Genomic DNA, 23601 nt, shown 5'->3' on the forward strand with positions numbered 1-23601 from the left:
TGTCACGCCGCCTTTTCGAACTGCTGGACGAGGCCCGCGAACAGGCCGCGGCCGTCGGTGCAGCCCATGATCTCTTCGACGTGGTTCTCCGGATGCGGCATCATGCCGAGCACGTTGCCTCGCTCGTTGACGATGCCCGCGATCGAATGCGCGGCGCCGTTGAAGTTGGAGGCCTCGTCGACCGCGCCATCGGCAGAGCAGTAGCGATAGAGCACCCGCCCGTCGCCTTCGAGCCGCTTCAACGTCTCCTCGTCGGCCTCGTAATTGCCCTCGCCATGCGCCACCGGCACCCGGATCACCTGGCCGGCATTGTAGCCGCGGGTGAACGGCGTGTCGGAGCGTTCGACCTTCATGTGCACGTCGCGGCAGACGAATTTCAGCCCGGCATTGCGCATCAGGACGCCCGGCAGCAGCCCGGACTCGCAGAGGATCTGGAATCCGTTGCAGACGCCGAGCACGAGCCCGCCCTTGGCGGCAAAATCGCGCACCGCGTCCATCACGGGCGCGCGCGCCGCGATGGCGCCGCAGCGCAGATAGTCGCCATAGGAGAAGCCGCCGGGCACCACCACGAGGTCGGTGCCTTTGGGCAGCGCGGTTTCGGCGTGCCAGACCATCGCGGTCTCATTGCCGGAGGCGAGCTTCAGCGCGCGCGCCATGTCGCGCTCGCGGTTGATGCCAGGGAAGACGAGGACGGCTGATTTCATCGGATCACCGGATTTTCGACGCTAGTGCAACCATGAATTTTGCGTAGTTGTCATTGCTGGCCTTCTCGTCGCGCGCCGAACTGATCAGGCTGGCAGAGGCTCGCGCACCAAACAGCAAGCCATTGACTTGGTACTCGCTGGCACCGTTGGGCGTCACCGTCAGGCGCCGCGCCCGGAACATCCGCGGCACCGCAGTGCCTTTGTCGCCATCGACACCGATAATCGTGATGCGCTGTCCCGGCGTTCGTTGCTGCAGCGCCTTGATGATCTGATCCTGGCTGTCACGGAACTGCTCCAGGGTCATCGGATTGTCGGCAGCATAAAGCCGATAGCTGACCTTGGACCCCGCACCGCAGCTCGCTTGCTCGCAGTGGAAGATGTGCCTGTCAGGACCGCTGCGCTCGTAGCGCCATCCGCTCACCGCAACCGGCGGCGGTTGTGTCGCGGTGGCGGCAGGCGCCGGCTTCGGTTGAGCCGACGCAGCGCCGATTCCGGCAGCCGTCAGCAGGGCAAGCAGGAACGATCGGACCAATGCGCGATTGCGGCCGGAAAAGGCGGGAGCGGCTGATGTCATTTGGCTCGCTCGGTTAGCTGAGAACCTCGACCCGGTAGTTCTCGATCACGGTATTCGCCAGGAGCTTGTCGGCGGCGGCTTTCAGCGCCGCCTCCGCCTTGGCCTTGTCGGTCGCGGCGAGCTCGATGTCGAACACCTTGCCCTGGCGGACGCTGGCGACACCGTCGACGCCGAGCGATTTCAGCGCGCCCTCGATCGCCTTGCCCTGCGGATCGAGGATGCCCGACTTCAATGTCACAGTCACACGTGCCTTCACGGTCGCCCCTTAAGTCTAGCTCTTCACCAGCACCGGGCCGCTGCCGGCCGGCCGCTCGTTCTCGATCAGGATGCCGAGGCGTTTTGCCACCTCGGTATAGGCTTCGAGCAAGCCACCCAGGTCCCGGCGGAAGCGATCCTTGTCGAGCTTCTCGTTCGACTTGATGTCCCACAGACGGCAGGAGTCCGGCGAAATCTCGTCGGCGACGATGATCCGCATCATCTCGTTCTCGAACAGCCGCCCGCACTCCATCTTGAAGTCGACGAGGCGGATGCCGATGCCGAGGAAGAGGCCGGTCAGGAAGTCGTTGACGCGGATGGCAAGCGCCATGATGTCGTCGATCTCCTGCGGCGTGGCCCAGCCGAAGGCGGTGATGTGCTCTTCCGACACCATGGGGTCGTTGAGCTGGTCGTTCTTGTAATAGAACTCGATGATCGAGCGCGGCAGCTGGGTGCCCTCCTCGATCCCGAGCCGCTGCGACAGCGAGCCGGCGGCGACGTTCCGCACCACCACCTCGAGCGGCACGATCTCGACCTCGCGAATCAGCTGCTCGCGCATGTTGAGCCGGCGGATGAAGTGGGTCGGCACCCCGATGTCGTTGAGGTGCTGAAACAGGTACTCCGAAATCCGGTTGTTGAGGACGCCCTTGCCCTCGATCACCTGGTGTTTCTTGGCGTTGAACGCGGTCGCGTCATCCTTGAAGTGCTGGATCAGGGTTCCCGGCTCCGGGCCTTCATACAGGACCTTGGCCTTGCCTTCATAAATGCGGCGTCGACGGCTCATTGGGATGTACCGTGTTTTGTTGAAATCCATGGATTTGGGTGCTCCGGATGATCAGGGGTTACGACCCACGACGGAGCTGCCGCGGAGGCCTGGAACCTGGGCAATCCAACTGGAAACAGAACAAGAACCATGCCTGTTCGCAACCTATCTGATTGGGCCATCCAGCACAATCGATACCGCCCCCTTGGGGGCACTTATACCGCCCTAACATAAAGGGCCGATTCCGCCTGTTTTGCCTGCGGCTTAACGGCTCGTTGTCTTGCCGATTCCTCCCCCCTATCTAGGCAGGCATTGGGGCTGCCGCAACGCGCGGCGGCCCTTCATTCAGCAAAGGGAACTGGAACTTCAGCCATGAACGAATTCAACAAGCGCGAGGAAGGTTTCGAGAAGAAGTTCGCCCTCGACGAGGAACAGAAGTTCAAGGCCGAAGCCCGCCGAAACAAGCTGCTCGGCCTGTGGGCCGCCGAGAAGCTCGGCATCTCAGGTGACGCCGCCAGTGCCTATGCCAAGGAGGTGGTGGCCGCCGACTTCGAGGAAGCCGGCGACAATGACGTGCTGCACAAGGTTCTGAAGGACCTCACCGCCAAGGGCCAGGCCGTCACCGAGCGCGACGTCCGCGCCAAGATGGACGAACTACTGGCCGTGGCGGCGGCCCAGGTAAAGGCGGGAACGTAATCCCCGGCAACGCTGAACGCCAACCTGGCTGGTTACCCGCGCCGGACACCGTTCCGGCGCGATCCGTTTGTGGACCTCGCCTTGGTGAAGTCGGCGCGGATGATATCGAGGAGACGGCGTGACGCGGCGCTGAGGAAGCCGCCATGCCGCGTCACCGCGACGACCTCGTGACTTGCCGTGAGATTGCCGACGCGGATCGTCGCGATCGTTCCGGCGCGCAATTCCTCCGCCGCATTGCTCTGCGACAGCAGCGCGATCCCGAGCCCGGCCTCGACCAGCCGCTTCTGGGCCGTGAGGCTGTCGACCGGCGTCCAGTCGACCTCGCCGAGCCCATGGGTCAGGAACAGGGCGAACACGTGCGAGGCGGTGATCTCGCGGCGGCCCGGCACCTCGGGAAAGGCGATCCAGCGCTCATCCCTGAGGTCCGCGAGCTTGCCGATCCTGCGCCCGGCCAACGGATGGTCCGGCGCGCAGACCACCTGGAGCGGCTCGGCGAACAGCACCTCGCAATCGAGTTCGCGTGAACGGTCGCGGTCGTAGCGCAGCCCGATCGTCGCCTCGCCGCGCTGGATCAGATCGCTGACCTCGGCGCTGGTTGCGGTGCGCAGCGTCAGCGCGACGTCCGGATGCGGGCGGGCAAAGCGCTTCAGCACCTTCGACAGCCGCTCGCCGGCCAGCGTGCCGGTCACCGCCAGCGCAACCGGTCCGGAATTGTCGCGCAACAACGCCCGCACCACATTCTCGGCGTCCTGCGCCGGGGCCACCGCGCGCTCGGCATAGGGCACCATCACCCGCCCGGCATCGCTGAGCCGGGTCTTGCCGGCGATCCGCTCGAACAGCGGCACGCCGAGCTCCTGCTCGAGCAGCGCGATGCGCCTTGAGATCGCCGGCTGCGAACGATGCAGCGCCTTCGCGGCATTGGAGATCCCGCCGCGCCGATGCACCACCAGGAACGTGTTGAGCGCCTCGCTGTCCATCGCCGACCTCATGCAAAAAGCTGATGATATCGAAAGAAATAACAAATTTGTCTGATGGGCGAAACCGCCCTATCGCTACGGCCAGCGGCATTTGCAAGGACAGGAGCTCACATGCGCAGCCAGGCAGACAAGGCAGCACGGTTTCGCGAGCTGCATCAGCGGCCCGGCGCCTTCATCATTCCCAATCCATGGGACGCCGGATCGGCAAAGCTGCTCGCTGCGATGGGTTTCGAGGCGCTCGCGACCACCAGCCTCGGCCTCGCCAACACGCTGGGACAATCGACCGTCGGCCTCGACGCCATCATCGAGAATTGCCGCGCGATCACTGATGCCACCGACCTGCCGGTCAACGCCGACCTCGAGAATTGCGGCGCTGACATGCCGAAGCTCGCGGCCGAGGCAATCCGGTTCGCCGCGGAAGCCGGCGCAGTCGGTGGCTCGATCGAGGACTCGACCGGCAATCCCGAGCATCCGATCTACGATTTCTCGCTCGCGGTCGAGCGGGTGCAGGCCGCGGTCGAGGCCGCGCGCGCCCTGCCCTTCCCGTTCACGCTGACGGCGCGGGCGGAGAATTTTCTCTGGGGACGCAAGGACCTCGACGACACGATCAAGCGGCTGCAGGCCTTCGAGGCTGCCGGCGCCGACGTCTTGTATTCGCCGGGCCTGTACGACCTCGCCACCATCAAGACCGTGGTGTCGTCGGTGAACAAGCCGTTCAACCTGGTGATGGGCTTTGCCGACCCGACCCTGACGGTCGCGCAACTCTCCGCCGCCGGCGTCAAGCGCATCAGCGTCGGCGGCGCGATGCAGCGTCACGCACTCGCCGCGTTCCTGCGCTGCGCTCGCGAGATGAAGGATCACGGCGCCTTCACCTTCGTGCGCGACATGGCGCCGGTGAAGGAGGTGCGCGAAGCGTTCGCTGCCGCGAAAGGCGAATAGGGAGTGGCGAATAGCGAATAGAGAACTCCATTCGCTATTCGCCTTTCGTGCCCTCAACCTTCCTTGAAGCCGTATTCCGGCACGTTGCCGCTCGCCCCGTAATATTTGTACGGCAGGAACTTGCCCGACATCGTGATCTTGACGCGGTCGCCCTTCGGATTGGCGACGCGTTCCATCGCCATGTCGAAGTCGATCGCCGACATGATGCCGTCGCCGAACTCTTCCTCGATCAGCGCCTTCCAGGCCGGGCCGTTGACCATCACCATCTCGTAGAAGCGGTAGATCAGGGGATCGGTCGGCGGCATCGGCGTGCCGGTGCCGCGCATCGGCACCTCGTTGAGCATCGCGGTCTCGGCCTTCGACAGTCCGAACAATTCGCCGGCATTGGCCGCCTGCGGTTTTGTCAATTTCATCTGGCCGAGGATCGCGCCGACGATCAGGACTTCGGAATAGCCGCCGATCTTCTCGCAGATGTGCTTCCAGCTCCAGCCCTTCTCGCGCTTGATGTCGAGCAGCTTTTCGGTGAGGTCTTCGCGTTTCATGGCAGGGTCTCCCTTGTTTGTCATGCCCGGGCTTGTCCCGGGCATCCACGTCTTTGGTTGGCTCAGGCAGACGTGGATGGCCGGGACAAGCCCGGCCATGACGCCTGTGGATTTGGTTCGGCTCCGGCCGCAAGCGCCAATTCCGGCAAGCCCGGCCGCACCGTCGGCACGTCGCGCGGATCGTGGCCGGTCACGTCAGCCGCAAAGCTCTTGCTGCGGCTGACCAGGAAATCGACGATATGGTTGCGGAGCGCATAATAATAGGGGTGGCGGTGCAAATCGATGCGGCCGCGCTCCTTCGGCAGCGGGTTCTCGACGATCTCGGCCAGCACCGCGCCGGGTCCGTTGGTCATCAGGAAGATCTTGTCGGCGAGAAAGATCGCCTCATCCACGTCATGGGTGATCATGAAGGTGGTCTGCCCGGTCTCCAGGCAGATGCGCCGCACCTCGTCCTGCAGCGTGCCGCGGGTCAGCGCGTCCAGCGCCGAGAACGGCTCGTCCATCAGCATGATCTTCGGCGTGATCGACAGCGCCCGCGCGATGCCGACGCGCTGCTTCATGCCGCCGGACAGTTCCGACGGATGCTTGTGCTCAGAGCCGGTCAGCCCGACCAGATCGATGAACTTCTGCGCATGGGCCCTGACCCGGGCGCGGTCCCATTTGCGCCATTTCGAGCTCACGGCGTAGGCGACGTTGCCCAGCACCGTGCGCCACGGCAGCAGCGCATGGCTCTGGAAGATCACGGCGCGGTCGAGGCTGGTGCCTTCGATGCCCTGCCCGTCGACAATCACCGTCCCCTCGCTCGGCTCGTCGAGCCCGGCCAGGATATTCAGCACCGTGGTCTTGCCGCAGCCGGAATGGCCGATCACGCAGCCGAACTCGCCGCGCGTCATCGACAGCCAAAAATTCTCGAACACCGTGGTGGTGCCGCCGCCGGCGCCGGGATAGCGCCGGGCGATGCCTTCGATCGAGATGAACTTGTCGGTCATCCGCAGTAGCTCCGCGAACGAGCTGCGCTCCCTCGCCCCGCTCTTCGCGGGGAGAGGGTTGGGGTGAGGGGCTCTCTCGGCGAGGACGGAGACAGCTGGACTCGCGGAGAGTCCCCCTCACCCGATCGCTTCGCGATCGACCTCTCCCCGCAAGCGGGGCGAGGTGAACATGCGGCGGCGCTCGTGGACGTCATCAGCACTGCATCACTCCGGAAACGTCACCATGCGCGTGACGCGCGCCAGCACCTGGTCGAGCAGCATGCCGACGAGGCCGATCAGGAGAATCGCGATGATCACATTGGTGATCGACAGGTTATTCCACTCGTTCCAGACGAAATAGCCGATGCCGGTGCCGCCGACCAGCATCTCGGCGGCGACGATCACGAGCCAGGCGATCCCGATCGATATCCGCATGCCGGTCAGGATCGTCGGCGCCGCCGCCGGCAGGATCACGGTGAAGGCGCGCCTGACGGTGCCGACCTCGAGCGTCCGCGCCACGTTGATCCACTCCTTGCGCACGCTCGCCACTCCGAAGGCCGTGTTCAACAGCATCGGCCACACCGAGCAGATGAAAATGACGAAAATCGCCGAGATCGAGGAGTCCTTGATGGTGTAGAGCGCGAGCGGCATCCAGGCCAGCGGCGAGATCGGTTTCAATATCTGGATGAACGGGTCGATCGCCTTGCTGATCAGAGGCGACATGCCGATCATGAAGCCGAGCGGGATCGCGACGATCACCGCGATGAGATAGCCGAGCCCGACCCGTCCGATCGAATAGGCGAGCTGGATGCCGAGCCCCTTGTCGTTCGGCCCGTTGTCGTAGAACGGCCGTTTCAGATGCTCCCACAGCTTGGCCCCGACATCGAGCGGCCCGGGCATCGCCGACTTACCCTGGGTCGCGGTCAGCCCCATCAGTTTTGCATACTCGGGACTCATATTGGCCGTCGTCCCCGCGCTGCGGGTCGCGAGATGCCAGGCGCCGAGAAAGGCAGCGAGCAGCGCGATGGAGACGATCGCGGCGCGAAGGCGGAGGGAGAGTGTCATGCGCGCTCCCTCAACCCGTCGTCCCGTCGAAGGCCGGGACCCATACGCCGCGCTATCGCGGTGAGGCACGCGGGGAGACATCGTGCAAAATCACCGAGAACAGTGGTTATGGGTCCCGGCCTTCGCCGGGACGACGACGCGGAGAAAGCCTCCCTCCTCACGACGACTTCCTGATCTTGAAGCTCGCGAGATAATCGTCGGGCTTGGCCGGATCGAAGCTCTTGCCCATCACCGAGAACGATTTGTACGAGGTGGCGGGCGGCGCGAGCCCCATCTCGGCCATCACCTTTTTGGTGTCGGTCGCGAGATAGACCTGCTCGGCAACCGCGTGATAGTCGACGTCGCCCTTGATCTGGCCCCAGCGCTTCATCTGCGTCAGCATCCACACCGCAAAGGACTGCCAGGGGAACGGATCGAAATCGACGCGTTTCGGATCGGTCTTCACGCCGCCGAGGCCGTCAGCATAGGTGCCGGTCAGGACCTGCTCCAGCACCGTCACCGGCGCGTTGATGTAGTTGGCCGGCGCGATCGCCTCCGCGATCTGCTTGCGGTTCTCAGGCCTAGACGCATAGCCGGTGGCGTCGACGATCGCGCGGGTCAGCGCCGCGAAGGAGTTCGGCGCCGTCGTGATGAATTCGCGGCTGGCGGCAAAGCTGCAGCAGGGATGGCCGTCCCAGATCTCCTTGGAGAGAATGTGCAGGAATCCGACGCCGTCATAGATCGCGCGCTGGCAGATATTGTCGGGCGCGAGGAAGCCGTCGATGTTGTCGGCGCGCAGATTGGCAACCATCTCTGGCGGCGGCACCGAGCGGAGCTGCACGTCGGTATCCGGATCGAGCCCGTGCTCGGCGAGATAGTAGCGCAGCAGGTAGTTGTGCATGGAGTAGTCGAACGGAATGGCGAACTTCATGCCCTTCCAGTCCTTCGGATCGCGCCTGTCCTTGTGCTTCATGGCAAGCGTGATGCCCTGCCCGTTGATGTTCTCGATCGCGGGCACGGTGAACGGAATCGCATCGGCGCCCAGGCCCAGCGAGATCGCGATCGGCATCGGCGCCAGCATGTGGGCGGCGTCGTATTCCTTGTTGATGGTCTTGTCGCGGATCACGGCCCAGCCGGCGGTCTTCACCACCTCGACGTTGAGACCCTGCTTGGCATAGAAGCCGAGCGGCGCCGCCATGATGATCGGGGTCGCGCAGGTGATCGGGATGAAGCCGACCTTGAGGTCCTTCTTCTCTGGCGGACCGGCATCGGCGAACGCGTCGGTCGCCGTCTTCAGCGGGAAGAATTGCGACAGCGCGGCAAGCGCGGTCGCGGCGCCGACCGATTTCAGGAAGGCGCGGCGCGCGATATCCTGCGGAAACACCGCCCGCATCACTGCCGACGCGACGATGCTTTCGTAACGCTTCTCATCGCTGACATCTGCGACCGGCTCGCAGCGCAGCGCGCGCGCCGCATGATCGTGCTCGGCCGCGGTGCGATGCAGCCCGCAGCCGCAGGGCGATCGCGCAAGCGCGCGGTCGGCGTCGAAGGCATCATCTGACGTGGACATGCTGCGCCCCATAGTCGCACCGAAGCACGGAGACCGCCGCGATCCGGTTCATTGATCGGCGTCCGGCCGCGTTTTGCGCCGCCGGACGCCGACAAACATGCAGGTTCTATGCCGCCTTGCCTGTTACGACGGCAGCGGTCGGCAAGCCTTCGTCGATCGGCAGCGACGGGTCGCGCGACCACTCGTTCCAGGAGCCGAAGTACATCCGCACGTCCTTCACGCCGGCGTTCTTCAACGCCAGGAACGTGTTCGAGGCGCGCGCACCCTTGAAGCAGTAGAGATAGACCGGCGTGGTCTGCGAGATGCCGACGGTGGCGCATTCCGCGAGGATCTCGTCCTTCGACTTGAAGCGCGGGCCCTCGCCGGTCGGCTTCATCATGCGGTACCATTCGAGCCAGACGGCGCCGGGGATGCGGCCCTTGCGCGGGCAGAAATCCTTACCGTAGGGCGAGGAGCTGTCGCCGATCCACTCGTCGACGTCGCGCACATCGAGGATCGCGATCCCTGGCTTGTCGAGCGCCGCCAGCATCGCCTTGGCGTCGATCATGATGTCGCCGGCCTCGGGCACGATCGCGAAGGAGGCCTTCGCCGGCACCGTCACGTCGGTCGTAACCGGCAGGTCGGCCGCCTTCCAGGCATCGAAGCCGCCATGCAGCACCTTGATCTTTGGATAGCCGAGCATGGTCAGCAGATAATAGCCGCGGCAGGACTGGCCGAAGCCGGAATTCATCGACTGCTCGTAGATCACGGCGGTCTCCTTGCCGGAGAGACCGGCGGCGCCGAACGCGTCGGCGAACTTGGTCTTCAGCTCGTGGATGCCTTCCGGCGTCGAGGTCGCAAGGAACGTGAAGATGTCATGCACATTGACGGCACCGGGCAGATGTCCCGCCGCAAAGGCATCCGGATTCCGCGTGTCGATGATGACACACGGTTCTTTGGTGATGAACCCGGCAAGTTCGCCGGCGGTGATCAGAACGTCCGTCATGGCAGCCTCTCCTGTTGCGTGGTTGCAGTTGTGGTGGTCCCGAACTCTCTCTCACCCATCCGCCAGCATCTTGCGCAGCTGCTTGGTGGCAGGCGTGACGATGGCGACGAAATAGGCTTCGCGCAGCCTGCGCTGGGCGCGGTGGCTCATCAGGTAGCCGCGCGCGCCGCAATGGAGCATCGCGGCATGCGCGACCGCGACGCTGGCATCGCCGATCCGCAAGCGCAGCGCGACGACACGGCGCCAGTAGCTGTCGTCGGCATTGTAGGGATCGTGCGCCAGCGTCATCGCCTCCTTCTCGAACTCGGCATAGAGCTCGCGGAATTGCACCGGCTGCTGCGGCAGATAGCGGTTGACGTGACCGAGCGGCGCATGGACCTCGTCCATGATGTTGATGCAGTCCTTCATCAGGCCGAGGCCCATGCCGGCCTGCAGCAGGATGAATCCGGCGCGGATCTTCTTGACGAACGGCGCGGCCGGCTCGGCCAGGATCAGATCGTCAGGCACGAACACATTGCGGAACTGGACGCCATAGGTGCCGGTGCCGTCCATCGCCAGGAACGGCTTGCACGGCGTCAGTGTGATCGCGGGGTCTGAGCAGTCGGCGAGGAACATCACGGTGCCGCCCGGCTCGCCCTTGGCGATGCCGCCCTCGTCCTCGCGCTCGAAGATCGTGCCGAAGTAATGGTCGGGGCCGAGATTCGACACCCAGGGCAGCGCGCCGCGCACGATGTAGCCGCCATCGACCTTGCGGCCCTTCAGCTTCAGCCGCTCGATGCCGAAGAAGCTCTTCATCGGGTTGGAGAGCCCGGTGCCGCCGAGCGCGCGCCCGCTGGAGAAGCAATTGCCGAAGCGCGCGGCGAGCTTCATGTTGGTGGAATTGGCGACGTACCAGACCAGCGTGTTCTGGCACCAGGCCATGAAGGCGGTGGCACCGCAGACCTCGCCGAGCGCGGCCATCGACTGGATCGCCCAGCGCAAATCGGCGGGGCCCTCCTGTGGCACGTGGCTGCTCCACGCGCCGACCTTGCCGAGCCGGCGCAGGAAATCGCCGGGATAGACCGAGCCGGCATCGATCGCGGATGCAAGCGGTGCCAGCTCCTGACGCGCGAGGCGCGCGACCTCGTCCGTGATGGTCGGTGCGGGATCTTGAGCTACGACCCGCGATAAAGCCAGTGAACCCATGGATGGTCTCCGCACCTTAAAATTGCCGGTCGAGTGCTACGCGCTGACCTCGAGATTGACGGGACGGGTGAAGGTGTTGGCGACCGGCGACCACTTCTTCACATGCGCCACCAGCGCGTCGATCTCGGCCTGCGGGACGCCCTCGCATTCCATGTCGACCTTGACGCGGACGTCGGTGAAGCCGACCGGCTTCTCGCTGACATCGCCGGTGCCCCACACCGCGGTGATGTTGAGGTCGCCCTCGAGCTCGAGCTCGAGCTTGTTGACGATCCAACCGCGATGCACCGCGTTGGCGTGCAGGCCGACCGCAAGGCAGGAGCCGAGCGCGGCGAGCGAGGCCTCGGAGGGATTCGGCGCAGTGTCGTCACCGAGCAGCCCCGGCGGCTCGTCGACGATGTAGGGCGCGAGGTTGCGGATGTAGTTGGCGTGGCGGAACTTGCCCTCGGCCACCGTCTTGCATTTCAAGGTCTTGATCACCTTCGGGTTGGCCTTGCCGTTGGCAATCAGCTGCTCGAGCCCGCCTCTGTCGATCGGCGCGAGGCAGCCGGTCAGTGCGGTTTTTTGAGCGACAGCGGTCATCAGTTTTCTCCCTGGGAGCGATTGAAATGGTCAGGATACCGAACGGTCTGTTTCCTGCATGAAGCGTGCCAGTCCGCCGTCAAATCAAAAGCTGAAATCGCGCAGGTGCTTAGCCCTGCCTGCCTGCGGATTGATCAGGGTGCGGCTGCTCAAACGCGGTGCATCTGCCGCGCTGCCGCGATTATTTTCAGCGCAGGACCGCGCAGATAACCGCCCCCGCGAAGATGCGGCTTGATGATTTCACCGCGCTCCGATTTACTGCCGCGCATGGCCAAATCGCTTGCAAAGAAAAAACCTGCCGCCGCGTTCGCCGCCGGCGATGACGAATCCGCGCGCGGACGCCTGCTCAACGCGGCGACGCATCTGTTCTGCAAGAACGGCATCAACGCCACCGGCATCGATGCGATCATCGACGAGGCCGGCACCGCCAAGACCACGCTCTACAAATTGTTCGGCTCGAAGACCAACCTCGTGCACGCGGTGCTGGAGAGCGAAGGCAAGCAGTGGCGCGAATGGTTCATCGGCGCGATCGAGGCCGGCGGCGGCGATCCGCAGACCAAGCTGTCGCGGATCTTTCCTGCGCTGAAGGTCTGGTTCGCCGAGGAGCGCTTCTATGGCTGCCCCTTCATCAACGCGGTCGCCGAGCACGACAAGGACGCGAAGCAGTTCCGCAATATCGCGCTGAAACACAAGAAGGTGGTGCTGGCGCATATCGAAAAGCTCGCCGCCGAGATGGGCGCGGCCGAGCCGGCCGTGCTCGCGCACCAGCTCGCGCTATTGATCGACGGCGCCATCGTCGCCGCGATGGTGTCGTGTGATCCCGCTGTCGCCGACACCGCGGGCCTCGCCGCGGGCAATCTGTTCGCGCCGGCCAAGGTGAAGAAGCCGAAGCGCGCAGGCGGCGCGGCCGAGCAGCTGGTCGCGGTGTAAGGCAGATACTCCTACAGATCGAAATTCGTCGGCATCATCACGACGTCGCGAATCGTCATGCCGCGCGGCCGCGTCAGCATGAACATCACGACTTCGGCGACCTCGCTGGCCTCCAGCAGGCTGCCCGCCGCCTTGGCCTCCTGCAGCTTCTCCGCCGGCCAGTCGGCCAGCAGCGCGCTGATCACCGGCCCGGGCGAGATCGAGCCGACGCGGATGCCGTGCTTGAACACCTGGCGCCGCACCGTCTGCACGAAGCAGTTGACCGCCCATTTCGACGATGCATAGACCGGCTCCCACGGCGTCGGGAAATGCGCGGCCAGCGAACTGGTGACGATGATGTCGCCGGAGCCGCGCGCGATCATGTGCGGCAGCACGTCGTGCACGTTCTTCATCACGACGTTGACGTTGAGGTTCAGCATCCGGTCGATCGCTGATGTGTCGGCATCGACGAGGTCGCCGCCGACATAGCTGCCGGCATTGGCGTGCAGGATGTCGAGCCGGCCGGTCCTCGCCAGGATCTTCGGCAGCAGCGTCGCGCAATCCTTCGCATCGAGCAGGTCGATGACCAGCGGGATCACGGCATCGCCGTGCTTGGCCGCGAGCGCCTGCAGCGCCGCGGCATCGCGGTCGACCATCACCACGCGCGCGCCCGCACCCAGCATCGCCTCGCTGCTCGCCAGCCCAATGCCCGACGCCGCCCCGGTCACGGCCGCGACCTTGCCTTCCAATTGCTTCGCCATCGTCTCCATCCTGTCAGGTCAGTGCGGCGCACATGGCAACACATCACGGTCGCAATGTCAGCTCCCATGCGACGCGCGACGTTGTCTGACGCGCGCGCCCTGTCACATGCGGAGCATCGGCGGTCGCGTGGCGAAACGGCGACGCAGCCATTTTGCCGCCGGCCCCGCCGGCCGCTGCTTGTGCCAGATCACTTCGAGCGCGACCGGATGCGCGCCCTCGTCGAATTCCAGTTCGGGAATTGCCAGTTCTTCGGCAACCGACGAACTCGCCATGATGTGTGCCGGGATCAGCGCCCAGCCGACGCCTTGCTTGAGGATTTGCAGGATCACCCAATGGCTCTCGACCCACCACACCTCGGCCGCCACGCGCAGCCGATGCCGCTCGGTGCCTTCATTGCGCACCGTGACCATGATCTGGCGATGCCGCTTCAGTTCCTCCCAGTCCACCCGCCCATGCGCCAGCGGATGGTTCTTGCCGCAAACGAGCTGCAGCGGCACCCAGCCGATGGTCTTGAAGCCCAGTTCAGGCGGCAGATGCTCCTGCCGCCACATCACACCGACATCGGCCTTGCCGTCGAGCACGAGACGGCTGACGTCCTCCATGATCGGAAACAACAGCTCCAGTTCGACATGGGGAAAACGCCCAGCGAATTCCGCAAACAGCTCCCCGACCGCGCTCTCCGGATAGAGCTCGTCGATCGCCACCACCAGCCGCTTCTCGACATGCGCCTCGAAACTGCTCGCAACACCGATCAGGTGCTCGCGACGATCGAGGATCAGTTTTGCTTCCGGCAACAGGCGCGCCCCAGCTTCGGTCAGCACCGGGTTGCGGCCGGCGCGATCGAACAGCGCGATGCCGAGGTCGGTTTCCAGGTTGGCGACGTGGGTGCTGACGGCCGATTGCGCTTTCTTCAGAAGCCGCGCCGCACCGGAGAACGAGCCCTGCTCGGCAGCCGCCACGAAGGATTCGAGTTGGTCCATGGAAACGGCCATCTATCTCTTTTCCAGATATTATCTCACTTTGTTATCGCACAATATCAGATAGAAACCCGGTCACAACGACAAGAAAGGGTTTCACCATGTCCATGCGTTCCTTCTCCGATCGGGTCAGGCACGCAGTCCTGTTCGAGCTGATCGGTATCGCCATCTTCACGCCGGCGGCCGCCTGGCTGTTCAATCAGCCGATCGCCCATATGGGCGTCATCGGCGTCGTCTCGGCGACGGTGGCGACGGCCTGGAACTTCATGTTCAATCTCGGCTTCGACCACGCACTGGTCCGCCTCACCGGGCGTGTCGTCAAGACGATACCGATCCGCCTCGTGCACGCGATGCTGTTCGAGGCCGGTCTGATCGTGCTGCTGATCCCGTTCGTCGCCTGGTATCTCGGCGTCTCGCTGTGGGCCGCGCTGATGATGGATATCTCCATCGTCGCGTTCTATCTGGTCTACGCGTTCGCGTTCAACATCGCCTACGATCGCGTCTTTCCGGTGCGCCAGTTCGGCGCGCACGGTCGCGCGGCAAGCCGCGCGCTGCCGGCCTGATCGGCCTCAGCGTTCGGCGCGGTGGATCAATTGATCTGCCGCGCCGGACCCTGACACCGCAGCAATATTCCTGATGGTAGCGACTGCGCACAAGTTCCGCCGTGCAGCGCTCATACACTGGTTCGATCCGGCTTGAGCGCTGTACGGTGCTGGAAGCCGGCATGCCCGTCAGAGGCTGCCAAACGGCCAACAATGCCAAACGGCCAACAACAAGAAGCGGAGGACTCCAATGACAACAACCCGTTCAATCCAGCCAACCCGCCGTCATCTCATCAAGGGCGCAGCTGCGACGTCAGCCGCGCTGCTGCTCGGCAAGCCCGCGCTCGCCAAAGGCAAGACCGAGATCGTGATCGGCAACATCGATGCCTATTCGGGACCGGCTGCGGTCTATTCGTCGATCGGCCGCACGCCGGGCGGCTATTTCAAGATGATCAACGAGCAAGGCGGCATCAACGGCCGCATGATCCGGTACATCACTTATGACGACGCCTACAGCCCGGCCAAGACGGTGGAACAGGCGCGCAAGCTGGTCGAAGGCGACGAGATCGACGTGCTGTTTGCGCCGCTCGGTGCGCCGACCAATGCGGCGATCATGAAGTACATGAACCAGAAGAAGGTCCCACACCTCTTCATCGCCTCGGGCGCCACCAAGTTCGGCGACTACAGGAATTTCCCCTATACCATGGGCTTCCAGCCCTGCTACCAGATCGAGGGCCGGGCCTTCGCGCAGCATGTGCTGTCGACCCAGGCCGACGCCAAGATCGGCATCGTCTACCAAAACGACGATTTCGGCCGCGACGTCTTGAAGGGCTTCAAGGACGGCCTCGGCGCCAAGGCATCCGCCATCGTGGCGGAGCTGTCCTACGAAACCGCTGATCCGACCATCGACAGCCAGGTGGTGCGCTGCAAATCCGCCGGCGCCAACGTGTTCATGAGCATGACCACGCCGAAATTCGCAGCCCAAGGCATCAAAAAGATCGCCGAGCTCGGCTGGCAACCGGCGCATTACATCGGCAACAACGCCTCGTCCGCGGGCTCGACGCTGAAGGCCGCGGGGTACGACGTGTCCAAGGGGATCATCTCCAGCGCCTATTTGAAGGATCCGGTCGACGCCGCCTGGGACAGCGATCCCGCGATCCAGAAATGGCGGGCCTTCCTCGACAAATACGATCCGGCAGCCGCCAAGAACGACATCTATGCCGTCACCGGCTATCTCACCAGCCAGATCCTGGTTCAGGTGCTGAAGCAATGCGGCGACGACGTCTCGTCCGACAGCATCATCAAGCAGGCGGCGAACCTGAAGGATTTCGAATCCGACATGCTGCTGCCGGGCATCAAGATCAACACCTCGCCATCAGACTATTATCCGCTCGAGCAGTTGCAACTGGTGCGCTTCAGCGGCGAACGCTACGAGCCGATGGGACCGGTGATCGACGGCGGCATCTCGAAGGCCTGATCGCGGCGCCACCCAGGGCGTGAACTCATCAACGCGATGAGCACGCGCCCTGGCTTGGCCTAACCCGACAAGCGCTCAGTAGTCCCAGAACACCGGCACCCAGCGGAAGGCGTCGCCGTCGGCCGCCACATGGCCGACGGAGGGGAACGGCAGGTGCGTGGCCACCAGCAGCCCACCGGTCTCCACCAGCTCGCGCAAGAGACGGATACGAACGCGGGCCGCCTCCTCGGGGTCGTGCTCGAAGCCGTTGTACCAGTCGGGGTGCTCGAACCCGGCCGCGAACACGGCGTCGCCTGCGAATGTCAGGCTGTCGCCGCCGGACGCGAGGCGAACCACGCTGTGCCCGGGGGTGTGGCCGCCGGTGCGATGGACGACCACCCCCGGCGCGATCTCATGCTTGTCCTCGAACGTGCAGAGCTGGCTCTGGTACTCTTTCCTGAACCGCTTGGCGGTCGCCCGAAGCGCGTCCGGGAATCCCGGCGGCATCGAGACGTGGGAAAAATCAGGCGCCTCCCAGAACTTGACCTCGGCGGCCGCCACGTGGATCCGCAGGTCCGGACGCAGCTGCTCCTTCACCCCGTCGACGAGCAGCCCGCCCACGTGATCCATGTGCATGTGGGTCAGCACCACGTCGGTCACGGACCCAAGATCGATGCCGGCGGCCTCCAGCCGCTTGATCAATTGCCCGGCCCGCGGCAAGTGCAACTCCGGATCGAGCCCCAGCCCGGCGTCGACGAGGATGGTCTGCCCGCCGCTCCGCACCACGACCACGTTCAGCGCCCAATCGAAGGCGTCCGCCGGCAGGAACATGTCGTTCAGCCAGGCCGCCCGGACGGCCGGCGCGGCGTTGTGTGCCAACATCGCGGTTGGGAGCGGCAGCACCCCATCGCTGACCACCAGCACGTCAATCTCTCCGATCCGCAACGCGTAGCGCGACGGAACCAGCTCTTCGGGCCCCGGCCGACCGAGGTGTGAGGTGTTGTGTAGGTTCATGGTTCTCTCCAGCTGACCGACCACGCTGCGTTGCGGCGTGGTTGCGTTAGAATGGAGAGATGTCTAGCGAACCGCCTCTGCTGCTGCGCCAGAGTGATTGTCGTCAGTGTAGAGAGATTGCTGCCGATGCGCGCAAAGGCGACGGCCCGACAGCGCGGCGCGCCCGAGGAAAATGAGCACGAACGATCACAACGCGAACGCGAATGGACCTTCGCGCCACCCGGTGATGGCATTTTCAACCTGCTGTAGAAATGACAACTTGACTGACACGAGGTGTGGCAAAGATGAGCGCGGGGAGCGCCGGCGTCCCGCCACGTGGTCATGCATTCACCTTTCGACAGCGAAAATACGCCATTCGCCTGGAACGCCTTTGAGCGAATGACTGCCTCGGTCACCAAAGCGCAAGCCGGACCCCGCCACCAGATCCTTGACCGTACCCGACACCAGCACTTCGCTTGCACCGGCAAGGGCCGCGACGCGAGCACCGATGTGAACAGCAATTCCGCCGACATCATCGCCCATCACTTCGCACTCGCCTGTGTGCAGTCCGGCTCTGACGTCAATGCCCAAGCCCCTGACCTCGTCGGCAATTGCGCACGCGCAACGCACGCCGCGGGCCGGTCCGTCGAAGGTGGCGAGCACGCCGTCGCCGGTCATCTTGACTTCGCGGCCGCGGAATCTGGAGAGGCTGCGCCGGATCACGGCATGATGATGATCAAGCAGGTCGCGCCATCGATGGTCGCCGAGCGTGGCGGCTTTCTCTGTCGAACCGACGATGTCGGTAAAGAGCACCGTGGAAAGCACGCGATCGACCGCAACGGGGGGCCGTGAGCCGGTCAGAAACTCCTCGATTGCATCGGAAATGTCACCGGCATTCTCACCGAAGAAAGGGAGATGGTCTTCCCCCGGCAACTCCAGATAGCGCGCACCTGGAATATGCTTCGCGAGAAACCGGCCCCCCTCGACGCTGACGACCCTGTCGTCGGTCCGATGGATAACAAGGGTAGGAACCCGAATTGTGGAGACGATGTCGCTGACGTCGATCAGGTGGTTCATGCGGGCGAACGCCGCGGCACCGGCCGGGCTATTCGACATCCGTTCGTTCCTGGCCCACCAGCGAGTGACTGCCGGATCATGCGCGCGGGAGGGCGCGTACCGCGTCAGGCTGAGGCCGCTTCCCCAGGCGCGCCGGATATATTCGAGGCTTTGCTCCAGCCTCACCTGCGCGAATGTCGATGCAGGATAGGCGTTGCAGAGCACCAGTGCGCGGCAGCTATCGGGATAGGTCGCGGCGAACAACGCCGACATCGTGCCACCCTCGGAGTTGCCGAGGAGCGCCGCCTGCTCCATGCCCGCGGCATCCATCACCGCCCGCAGATCGTCCATGCGCTGGTCGAGACCGGGGAAGTCGGTCACGCGATCCGACAGGCCGGTGCCACGCTTGTCGAACATGGCGACCCTGGCGTAGCTGCCCAAGCGGAGCAGCCAACGCGTAACGTCCGGCTCCTCCCACCACTGCTCGACATTGGTGAAGCCAGGGGGCACGAAAACGACGTTGACGGGGCCTTCGCCGAAGGTCTGATAGGCGATGTGAACGTCGCCGCTCTTGGCGTACCGCGTGTCCGGCTGCATTAACGCCCCCCACGCTTCCAGAGGTTTTCACGGCCAGCGTGGAATTATAGCGAAAGATCGGATCGTCCGAAACGGCTCAAGGTCGCCTGCCCAAGCGCGTCGAAAGCCAGCTCGGTACGCTGTCACAGCCGCCCATGTTCGATCGAGACCGAACGCGTACCCAGGCGCCGAAGGTGACTGTGTGGAAACCCTGCCTATTGCGCGCTGAAGGGCACCTGCCCCCTCGCCTTGAAGGTCCAGGTCTGGAAGTTCGCGCCGATGCCACCATATTCGGCGCCGACGCCGAGGGCGGCGCCGCCTTCGAATTTGGCACCAAGTCCCGCGGTCACGCGCGCCGACCAGCCGTCAAGCAGCGGCGTCGAGGCGAGCGGAACGCCGCCGGCCGCGACGATCGCGGCCGCATTGTCCTGGTTGAAATAATAGTCGCCGTAGATGCCGAGATACGGCGCGAGCAAGACGATATCGGTCCAGGCGAATGGATAGATCGCCTTCATGCCGGCCGAGGCGCGGCCGCTCGAGAAGCGGCGGCTCGCCTGCTGGGTGCCGAGTGAATCGACATAGGCGCCTTCATTCTCCCACAACGCATAGACCTTCGCCGACGGCTCGAAGGCAAAACCCCACGCCTTGTAGGTCCCGGTCAGACCGGTTGCGACCATCCAGCGATCGCCGCTGAAATTGCCCTGGGCCGTGCCGGCAACGCTGTTATAGCCGATGCCGGAATAGGTCACGGCGGCGTCGTAGCGCAGCGTCGGCGTGATCTTCCAGCCGAGATAGGAGCCGATGGTCCAGCCGTCGCCGGTCAGCTTGCCGTTGATGTCCTGCTCGGTATAGCTGAAATTCTCGTAGCCGCCGACCACGCCAACCAGGAAGTCCGGCCGCATCCGGTAGGTCAATCCCGCCAGCGCGTTGATCTGCTGGCCATAGAGCGGCGCTGCTGCGGTGGTGGTGCCGGCGGCCGTGGTCGTCGAGGTCAGGCGGTCGATCCCCGAGCCGCGGACATCGACCCAGAACAGCCAGTCCTTGTCTTCGCGGAAATTCTTCGTCGGCGCCTTGCGCGGCATCTGCTGGTCGATCGCCGCGAAGGCATCGTCGACGCGGCGGCTGCCTGTCTGGCCCGTTCGCCCATTGCCGGTGCCTGCAAGGTCGCCGCTCGCACTGTATGCGCTGCGGGATTGCGCGGGATTGACTCCGGCTTCGCCAACATCGTTGCCATCGGCGGCGAAATTGAATCGCATGCCCGACGGGCCCGGGGTGGCAAAGTTGCCGCCATTGTCGTTGAAGCCGTCGGAGATCGCCGAGTCGATTGCCCCCGAAATCGCCTGACCCGAGGCCTGCGCCACCACCTTGGTGACGTTGACCTGCAACTCACGCAGCTTGGCGCTGTCGGACGGCGTATTCACCGTCTGCGCCAACGCTTGCGAGGCGCTCGGGTTGAAATTGGCGCCGCCGCCATAGCTCGCCATGATCGAATGGCTGCCGGCGGCGAGCGTCGTCGTGGTGATAGTCGCGACGCCGGCAGATAGCGTGGCGGTGCCGATCGCGGTCCCGCCGTCGCTGAACGTCACCGTGCCGCCGGGCGTTCCGCCGAGACCCGTGACGACAGCGGTGAACGTCACCGGTTGCCCGGATGGGCTTGGATTGAGCGAGGAGGTCAGCGTCGTGGTGGTGGCGCCCTGCACCACCTGCGATACCGCAGCCGAGGTCGAACCGGTGTAGCTGCCGTCACCGCTGTAGACAGCAGTCACCGCGTGCGTACCCGCGCTCAGCGCATTGGTCGAGAAGGTTGCGGCGCCGCCGCTCAGCGGCACCGGTCCGCCGATCGTCGTTGCGCCGTCCTTGAAGGTCACCATCCCTGTCGGCGTGCCGCTGGCGCCCGTCACCGTGGCGGTGAAGGTCACGGACTGCCCGGCCTTGCTCGGGTTCGCCGAAGACGTCAGCGTCGCGGTCGAGGACGTGACATTGACATTCTGGGTCAGCGCCGACGACGTCGAGCCGGTGAAATTGGTGTCGCCGGCGTAGACCGCGGTGATGGAATGCGCCCCGCCGGTCAATGCGGTGGTGCTGAAGGTCGCGATGCCGCCGGCCAGCGTGACCGGCGCGCCCAGCGCCGTGGCGCCGTCCTTGAAGGTCACCGTGCCGGTCGGCGTGCCGCTGGTGCCCGTCACCGTGGCGGTGAAGGTCACGGACTGCCCGGCCCGGCTCGGGTTCGCCGGCGACGTCAGCGTCGTGGTCGAGGGCGCGACGTTGACGTTCTGGGTCAGCGCCGACGACGTCGAGCCCGTGAAATTGGGGTCGCCGCCGTAGTCCGCGGTGATGGAATGCACCCCTGAGGTCAACGTGGTGGTGCTGAAGGTCGCGATGCCGCCGCTCAGCGTGACCGGCGCGCCAAGCGTCGTCGCGCCGTCCTTGAAGGTCACCGTACCGGTCGGCGTGCCGCCCGACGCCGTCACCGTGGCGGTGAAGGTCACGGACTGGCCCGTGCTGCTGGGGTTGACCGAAGACGCAACCGAAATGGTGGTCGCCCTGGTGCTGACACTGATGTTACCGGTGCCGGTGATGGCGCTGCTCGCCGTATCGATCGCCGTGACGGTGCGATTGCCGGCGGAGTTCAACACGACCGAAAACGTATGCGCGCCGGCGTCGCCGGGGCCGAACGTGTAGTTCGCGGGCAAGACCGCCGCGCCGTCATTGCTCGTGAAATGCACCGTGCCGAGATAGCTCGTGGCAATATTGCTTGAAGCATCCAGCGCCGTGACCGTGACGTTGAACGCCGTTCCCGGCGCGGCGGACGCAGGCGCAGACATGGAGAAGTGCGTGGCCGGTCCGGCGTTGATGGCCTGGCTCAACGCTGACGACGTCGACGTGGAATGGTTGGCATCTCCCTGATAGACGCCGGGATCGAACGGCTCCCGATTGGAAGCGACGAAGTCGTGAAGCTCGCAGACCCGCCGCTCAACGTGCCGGTGCCCAACAGGGTCGCACCGTCGAAGAATGACACGGTTCCGGTCGGCGCGCCCGACGTCGGCGACGCCGGAGCAACGGTTGCTGTGAACGTCACCGCTACGCCCGCCGTGCCCGGATTTGCCGACGATGACAACGTCGTGCTCGTGGCGTCCTGGTTGACGGTCTGGGGAACGCTGAAGACCGAGCTGCCGTTGAAGTTGGTGTCGCCGCCATAGGAAGCGCGGAGCGAATGGTTGCCTAGCGAGAGCGACGAGGTGGTGAAAGTGGCAACGCCGCCGCTCACCGTGCCGGTGCCGATCGGCGTCCCGCCGTCGGAAAACGTCACCGTTCCCGTCGGCGACAGCGAGGTCGAGATCGCAGGCGTGATGGTTGCCGTCAATGTCACGGACTGGCCGACCGTGCTGGGGTTGGCCGACGATGCCAATGCCGTTGTGGTGGAGTTGGGATCTACCCGCTGCGCGACAGCAGAAGACGTGCTGGTCGTGTAATTCGAGTCCCCGACATAGACGGCCGTGATCGTGCGGCTTCCCGTCGGGAGCGACGAGGTCGTGAAGGTGGCCCTATTGCCGCTCAACGTCCCGGTGCCGATCAATGTGCCCCCGTCAAGGAAGTTCACGGCCCCGGTCGGCGTACCCGTGCCCGGCGCCGTCACGCTGACGGTCGCCGTGAAAGTGACCGGCTGTCCTGCGACGCTGGGATTGAGCGATGAGGTCAGCGCCGTCGTCGTGCTGGCCTGAACGGCAGTGAGGTTGACGGACCGGGTGTTGGAGATGTTGTAGGCGGTCGTATTATCCGGAACGAACCGGGCTATGATCGAGTGAGGTCCCGCGCTGGAGAACGTCGAGGTCAGGGTGACTGCCCCCGCAACGACAGTGCCAGCTGGGTTCAAGGGGCCTGCGTCGATCGCAACCCGCATGGTCCCCGAAGGCACCGAGCTATCGGCGGCGCTCACGGTTCCGTTGATGGTGACCGTTTCTCCAACGACAGGGCTGAAATTGGACACCGATTGAATTGTAAAGGTCGTGTTGGTCTGTGCATGCGCCGCAGCGGCAGAAAGAAGCATCGCAAGACAGATCGCCGTGACGTACCGTCCGGCTTGCGCCGAACTCGCGCGCAACATGCGCGCAAAGGCGCTCATCCCCAAAAAGGCAGCCACCGGTAAACCCCAACCCCACGAAACGGCGGAGGCGAGCGAGCCCGCAACGCGCCAAACTCATCAATTATTTTCAGCCAGAAAGTCGCCGCCACTTAGCAACGACAACGATGCAAAGACAATTGGCACACGCACAGATCTCGCTGCATCCACCCGGAGAACAAGCAATTCTCTCGCCGCGTTACTCAACTGCAACAACGCGAACTCGCGGCTCACTGCCGACAGTTTGCATCTCGTGCGGTGCATGCGCTGAATGAGAATATCCCGTGCGCAAAGTGATATTCATCGGCGCTGACGATCGACGAGAAACGTCTGACTGCAGATGATGCGAATCGAAATTGGAGACGGCGGACACTCGGCACGTCAGGCGACAACGAGTGCAAAGGCGACCCGACGGGCAACTCAGCAAAA

23 protein-coding genes are annotated in these 23601 nt (G+C 64.5%); 5 read left to right on the top strand and 18 right to left on the bottom strand.

The features are described 5' to 3' along the window. Positions 1–2: 2 nt before the first annotated feature. The 4 genes from purQ to purC all read right to left on the bottom strand — a co-directional run bounded on the left by purQ (position 3) and on the right by purC (position 2317). Complete coding sequence (purQ, locus tag V5279_RS29750) at positions 3–704, bottom strand: phosphoribosylformylglycinamidine synthase subunit PurQ (RefSeq protein WP_338690708.1); 702 nt, start codon at positions 702–704, stop codon at positions 3–5. A gap of 4 nt (positions 705–708) precedes the next feature. Next, positions 709–1008, bottom strand: a complete 300-nt coding sequence (locus tag V5279_RS29755; RefSeq protein WP_338690709.1) for a hypothetical protein — start codon at positions 1006–1008, stop codon at positions 709–711. 283 nt (positions 1009–1291) lie between these two features. Continuing rightward, a complete protein-coding gene (gene purS / locus V5279_RS29760; protein ID WP_029083848.1) occupies positions 1292–1534 on the bottom strand; it encodes a phosphoribosylformylglycinamidine synthase subunit PurS in 243 nt (80 codons plus the stop codon). 15 nt (positions 1535–1549) lie between these two features. Next, a complete protein-coding gene (purC, locus tag V5279_RS29765) occupies positions 1550–2317 on the bottom strand; it encodes a phosphoribosylaminoimidazolesuccinocarboxamide synthase (protein ID WP_016843454.1) in 768 nt (255 codons plus the stop codon). 351 nt (positions 2318–2668) lie between these two features. On the opposite strand from purC, the gene V5279_RS29770 reads away from it, so the two are divergent. Next, positions 2669–2992 (top strand): DUF1476 domain-containing protein, encoded by a 324-nt coding sequence (locus V5279_RS29770; protein WP_029083849.1) that lies wholly within the window; start codon positions 2669–2671, stop codon positions 2990–2992. A gap of 32 nt (positions 2993–3024) precedes the next feature. Here the strand turns inward: V5279_RS29770 and V5279_RS29775 are convergent, their stop codons facing one another. Next, entirely contained in the window at positions 3025–3969 is a 945-nt protein-coding gene (locus V5279_RS29775; RefSeq protein WP_338690717.1) for a LysR family transcriptional regulator, read from the bottom strand. Between the two features lie 111 nt (positions 3970–4080). Here V5279_RS29775 and V5279_RS29780 point away from each other — a divergent pair, with 111 nt between their 5' ends. Then, positions 4081–4908, top strand: coding sequence for an isocitrate lyase/phosphoenolpyruvate mutase family protein (locus V5279_RS29780; protein ID WP_338690719.1), 828 nt, complete (start codon positions 4081–4083; stop codon positions 4906–4908). A gap of 53 nt (positions 4909–4961) precedes the next feature. Here the strand turns inward: V5279_RS29780 and cynS are convergent, their stop codons facing one another. The 7 genes from cynS to V5279_RS29815 all read right to left on the bottom strand — a co-directional run bounded on the left by cynS (position 4962) and on the right by V5279_RS29815 (position 11781). Beyond that, the gene (gene cynS / locus V5279_RS29785) at positions 4962–5450 is read right to left on the bottom strand and encodes a cyanase (RefSeq protein WP_050629156.1); all 489 of its coding nucleotides are present in this window, start codon (positions 5448–5450) and stop codon (positions 4962–4964) included. Positions 5451–5512: 62 nt separating this feature from the next. Continuing rightward, entirely contained in the window at positions 5513–6439 is a 927-nt protein-coding gene (locus V5279_RS29790) for an ATP-binding cassette domain-containing protein (protein WP_166298146.1), read from the bottom strand. A 204-nt stretch (positions 6440–6643) separates the two neighbouring features. Further along, positions 6644–7483, bottom strand: a complete 840-nt coding sequence (gene ntrB, locus V5279_RS29795; protein ID WP_338690726.1) for a nitrate ABC transporter permease — start codon at positions 7481–7483, stop codon at positions 6644–6646. A gap of 157 nt (positions 7484–7640) precedes the next feature. Then, the gene (locus V5279_RS29800; RefSeq protein WP_166298148.1) at positions 7641–9032 is read right to left on the bottom strand and encodes a CmpA/NrtA family ABC transporter substrate-binding protein; all 1392 of its coding nucleotides are present in this window, start codon (positions 9030–9032) and stop codon (positions 7641–7643) included. A 106-nt stretch (positions 9033–9138) separates the two neighbouring features. Then, complete coding sequence (locus tag V5279_RS29805) at positions 9139–10017, bottom strand: sulfurtransferase (protein ID WP_166298149.1); 879 nt, start codon at positions 10015–10017, stop codon at positions 9139–9141. Positions 10018–10068: 51 nt separating this feature from the next. Continuing rightward, on the bottom strand, positions 10069–11202 hold the full coding sequence (locus V5279_RS29810; protein ID WP_338690729.1) for an acyl-CoA dehydrogenase family protein: 1134 nt from the start codon (positions 11200–11202) through the stop codon (positions 10069–10071). 36 nt (positions 11203–11238) lie between these two features. Then, complete coding sequence (locus V5279_RS29815; RefSeq protein ID WP_225647260.1) at positions 11239–11781, bottom strand: OsmC family protein; 543 nt, start codon at positions 11779–11781, stop codon at positions 11239–11241. 267 nt (positions 11782–12048) lie between these two features. On the opposite strand from V5279_RS29815, the gene V5279_RS29820 reads away from it, so the two are divergent. After that, positions 12049–12711 carry a TetR/AcrR family transcriptional regulator gene (locus tag V5279_RS29820; RefSeq protein WP_338690735.1) on the top strand — a complete coding sequence of 221 codons (663 nt, stop codon included), beginning with the start codon at positions 12049–12051 and terminating at the stop codon, positions 12709–12711. A gap of 11 nt (positions 12712–12722) precedes the next feature. On the opposite strand, the gene V5279_RS29825 is transcribed toward V5279_RS29820, so the two are convergent. Both V5279_RS29825 and V5279_RS29830 read right to left on the bottom strand, forming a co-directional pair. Next, positions 12723–13451, bottom strand: coding sequence for an SDR family oxidoreductase (locus tag V5279_RS29825; RefSeq protein ID WP_338690737.1), 729 nt, complete (start codon positions 13449–13451; stop codon positions 12723–12725). A 102-nt stretch (positions 13452–13553) separates the two neighbouring features. Continuing rightward, on the bottom strand, positions 13554–14444 hold the full coding sequence (locus tag V5279_RS29830; RefSeq protein WP_338690739.1) for a LysR family transcriptional regulator: 891 nt from the start codon (positions 14442–14444) through the stop codon (positions 13554–13556). An 86-nt stretch (positions 14445–14530) separates the two neighbouring features. On the opposite strand from V5279_RS29830, the gene V5279_RS29835 reads away from it, so the two are divergent. Both V5279_RS29835 and V5279_RS29840 read left to right on the top strand, forming a co-directional pair. After that, positions 14531–14992 (top strand): PACE efflux transporter, encoded by a 462-nt coding sequence (locus V5279_RS29835; RefSeq protein WP_338690741.1) that lies wholly within the window; start codon positions 14531–14533, stop codon positions 14990–14992. Between the two features lie 229 nt (positions 14993–15221). After that, positions 15222–16448, top strand: coding sequence for an ABC transporter substrate-binding protein (locus V5279_RS29840; RefSeq protein ID WP_338690743.1), 1227 nt, complete (start codon positions 15222–15224; stop codon positions 16446–16448). 75 nt (positions 16449–16523) lie between these two features. Here the strand turns inward: V5279_RS29840 and V5279_RS29845 are convergent, their stop codons facing one another. The 4 genes from V5279_RS29845 to V5279_RS47110 all read right to left on the bottom strand — a co-directional run bounded on the left by V5279_RS29845 (position 16524) and on the right by V5279_RS47110 (position 23175). Continuing rightward, entirely contained in the window at positions 16524–17441 is a 918-nt protein-coding gene (locus V5279_RS29845) for an MBL fold metallo-hydrolase (RefSeq protein ID WP_338690745.1), read from the bottom strand. Between the two features lie 327 nt (positions 17442–17768). Beyond that, positions 17769–19073, bottom strand: a complete 1305-nt coding sequence (locus tag V5279_RS29850; protein WP_338690747.1) for an adenylate/guanylate cyclase domain-containing protein — start codon at positions 19071–19073, stop codon at positions 17769–17771. A 194-nt stretch (positions 19074–19267) separates the two neighbouring features. After that, positions 19268–21877 (bottom strand): Ig-like domain repeat protein, encoded by a 2610-nt coding sequence (locus V5279_RS29855; protein ID WP_338690749.1) that lies wholly within the window; start codon positions 21875–21877, stop codon positions 19268–19270. A 38-nt stretch (positions 21878–21915) separates the two neighbouring features. Next, a complete protein-coding gene (locus tag V5279_RS47110) occupies positions 21916–23175 on the bottom strand; it encodes an Ig-like domain repeat protein (protein ID WP_414645961.1) in 1260 nt (419 codons plus the stop codon). Positions 23176–23601: the final 426 nt, after the last annotated feature.

It is taken from the genome of Bradyrhizobium sp. 26S5 (genome assembly GCF_036923295.1).
Classification (GTDB): Bacteria; Pseudomonadota; Alphaproteobacteria; order Rhizobiales; family Xanthobacteraceae; genus Bradyrhizobium; species Bradyrhizobium septentrionale.

Excerpts from the sequence above, each read along its gene's own strand:
- V5279_RS29775 (WP_338690717.1), bottom strand. The coding sequence starts at position 3,969 with ATGGACAGCGAGGCGCTCAACACGTTCCTGGTGGTGCATCGGCGCGGC.
- V5279_RS29835 (WP_338690741.1), top strand. The coding sequence starts at position 14,531 with ATGTCCATGCGTTCCTTCTCCGATCGGGTCAGGCACGCAGTCCTGTTC.
- V5279_RS29830 (WP_338690739.1), bottom strand. The coding sequence starts at position 14,444 with ATGGCCGTTTCCATGGACCAACTCGAATCCTTCGTGGCGGCTGCCGAG.
- V5279_RS29815 (WP_225647260.1), bottom strand. The coding sequence starts at position 11,781 with ATGACCGCTGTCGCTCAAAAAACCGCACTGACCGGCTGCCTCGCGCCG.
- V5279_RS29855 (WP_338690749.1), bottom strand. The coding sequence starts at position 21,877 with ATGTCTGCGCCTGCGTCCGCCGCGCCGGGAACGGCGTTCAACGTCACG.
- V5279_RS29840 (WP_338690743.1), top strand. The coding sequence starts at position 15,222 with ATGACAACAACCCGTTCAATCCAGCCAACCCGCCGTCATCTCATCAAG.
- cynS (WP_050629156.1), bottom strand. The coding sequence starts at position 5,450 with ATGAAACGCGAAGACCTCACCGAAAAGCTGCTCGACATCAAGCGCGAG.
- V5279_RS29850 (WP_338690747.1), bottom strand. The coding sequence starts at position 19,073 with ATGCAGCCGGACACGCGGTACGCCAAGAGCGGCGACGTTCACATCGCC.
- V5279_RS29805 (WP_166298149.1), bottom strand. The coding sequence starts at position 10,017 with ATGACGGACGTTCTGATCACCGCCGGCGAACTTGCCGGGTTCATCACC.
- purC (WP_016843454.1), bottom strand. The coding sequence starts at position 2,317 with ATGAGCCGTCGACGCCGCATTTATGAAGGCAAGGCCAAGGTCCTGTAT.
- V5279_RS29770 (WP_029083849.1), top strand. The coding sequence starts at position 2,669 with ATGAACGAATTCAACAAGCGCGAGGAAGGTTTCGAGAAGAAGTTCGCC.
- V5279_RS29825 (WP_338690737.1), bottom strand. The coding sequence starts at position 13,451 with ATGGCGAAGCAATTGGAAGGCAAGGTCGCGGCCGTGACCGGGGCGGCG.
- ntrB (WP_338690726.1), bottom strand. The coding sequence starts at position 7,483 with ATGACACTCTCCCTCCGCCTTCGCGCCGCGATCGTCTCCATCGCGCTG.
- V5279_RS29790 (WP_166298146.1), bottom strand. The coding sequence starts at position 6,439 with ATGACCGACAAGTTCATCTCGATCGAAGGCATCGCCCGGCGCTATCCC.
- purQ (WP_338690708.1), bottom strand. The coding sequence starts at position 704 with ATGAAATCAGCCGTCCTCGTCTTCCCTGGCATCAACCGCGAGCGCGAC.
- V5279_RS29780 (WP_338690719.1), top strand. The coding sequence starts at position 4,081 with ATGCGCAGCCAGGCAGACAAGGCAGCACGGTTTCGCGAGCTGCATCAG.
- V5279_RS29845 (WP_338690745.1), bottom strand. The coding sequence starts at position 17,441 with ATGAACCTACACAACACCTCACACCTCGGTCGGCCGGGGCCCGAAGAG.
- V5279_RS47110 (WP_414645961.1), bottom strand. The coding sequence starts at position 23,175 with ATGAGCGCCTTTGCGCGCATGTTGCGCGCGAGTTCGGCGCAAGCCGGA.
- V5279_RS29755 (WP_338690709.1), bottom strand. The coding sequence starts at position 1,008 with ATGACCCTGGAGCAGTTCCGTGACAGCCAGGATCAGATCATCAAGGCG.
- V5279_RS29810 (WP_338690729.1), bottom strand. The coding sequence starts at position 11,202 with ATGGGTTCACTGGCTTTATCGCGGGTCGTAGCTCAAGATCCCGCACCG.
- V5279_RS29800 (WP_166298148.1), bottom strand. The coding sequence starts at position 9,032 with ATGTCCACGTCAGATGATGCCTTCGACGCCGACCGCGCGCTTGCGCGA.
- V5279_RS29820 (WP_338690735.1), top strand. The coding sequence starts at position 12,049 with ATGGCCAAATCGCTTGCAAAGAAAAAACCTGCCGCCGCGTTCGCCGCC.